Below are 1,371 nucleotides of genomic sequence, written 5' to 3' on the forward strand. Positions count from 1 at the left end.
CCTTGTATTAGCGCGAAGGATTAAAGTGGCCTTGTTCCGTGAGGAATGGCCCAGCCTGGGTGGCCGCCCGGGCTGGGCCGCCGATTGATCGGATCGATGCCCACCGAAGCCTTGAGGGCTGTCTTTCGTAGCAAGATCGCGATCGGCACTTCATCGGGACCCGGATGGTTGAACGAACTTTAGGTTCGCATTCACAAGGGAGGGTCGAGGAAGATGGCCAAGCGTATCACAGTCTGCGCCGGGATCGATACCGGCAAACGGAAGCTCGACGTGGCAATCGATGGCAACTGCGAGCAGTTGCAGGTCGAGAACACGGCGGAAGGTTACAAAGTGCTGTTGGAGTGGCTGCGGCGCCACAAGGTGAAGCGGATCGGGATCGAGGCAAGCGGCGGCTATGAACAACCGGTGGTCGTCGAGTTGCGACGCAAGCGGTTTGTCGTAGTGGTGTTTCAGCCGGCGCAGGTGCGTGCCTACGCCAAGTTCCACTTGCAGCGAGCCAAGAACGACAAGATCGATGCCGCGCTGATCGCAGCTTGCACTGCTGCGGTCAAGAAGATCCATCCCGCCCCCGATCCCCGGCTGCAGCTTTTTGCCGAGCACCTGACGTTGATCGAGCAGATCGGCGAGGATGTTACGCTGTACAAGAACCGGCTCGAGACCTGCCGAGATCCGCGTATCCAGAAGGTCTGGAAGGAAGAGATCGCCCGCCTGGCCAAGCGCGAGAGGGGCGAACTCAAGGCTCTGGTGGCCGCGATCCGCGAGCATCGCGACCTCGCCCAGCGGCTCGACCTGATCTACAGCGTCGGCGGCGCCGGGCTGCCGACCGCGGTCGCAATCCTGGTGCGCATGCCCGAGATCGGCCAGCTCAGCCGCGAGCAAGTCGCAGCCCTCGCCGGGCTCGCGCCCTATGACGATGACAGCGGCGAGCAAGTCGGTATTCGTCACATCGACGGCGGGCGCAAGAGGCTGCGTCGGGCGCTTTATACCGCCGCGCTGCCGGCATCCTTTCGCTGGAATCCGCAGCTCATCGCACTTTACAAGCGGCTGAGGGCCGCCGGAAAAGAACACAAGCGCTGCCTCATCGCCTGCGCCAGGAAGCTGCTCATTTTCGTCAACTCCGTCGTGGCCCGCGGCACGCCATGGCAAGATGAGCCGCCTCCCTCCGCCATAATCGCCCCGACTGGATGAATTCGGTTTCTTAGTTCGACCGGAGTACCGTTTCTTCGTCCCGACCTGCCGCTCCGACGACGTCGTGCGCAGACGCCGTCAAGGATGGCCGTCGCTCTAATTCCTCCACATCACGCTGTCCCCAGGCCACGCCTTGACGGCGGCGAGCACGGCGTCAGCCTCACCGGCGGTCGGGTGCCGCTT

Annotated in this window: 1 protein-coding gene; it reads left to right on the forward strand. The window is 63.0% G+C overall.

Annotated elements, in window-relative coordinates; all coding sequences use genetic code 11:
* Window positions 1–213: 213 nt before the first annotated feature.
* Entirely contained in the window at window positions 214–1,188 is a 975-nt protein-coding gene (locus CP49_RS36970; RefSeq protein ID WP_057855036.1) for an IS110 family RNA-guided transposase, read from the forward strand.
* The last annotated feature ends 183 nt before the right edge of the window (window positions 1,189–1,371 follow it).

The sequence above is a fragment of the Bradyrhizobium valentinum genome (genome assembly GCF_001440405.1).
Classification (GTDB): Bacteria; Pseudomonadota; Alphaproteobacteria; order Rhizobiales; family Xanthobacteraceae; genus Bradyrhizobium; species Bradyrhizobium valentinum.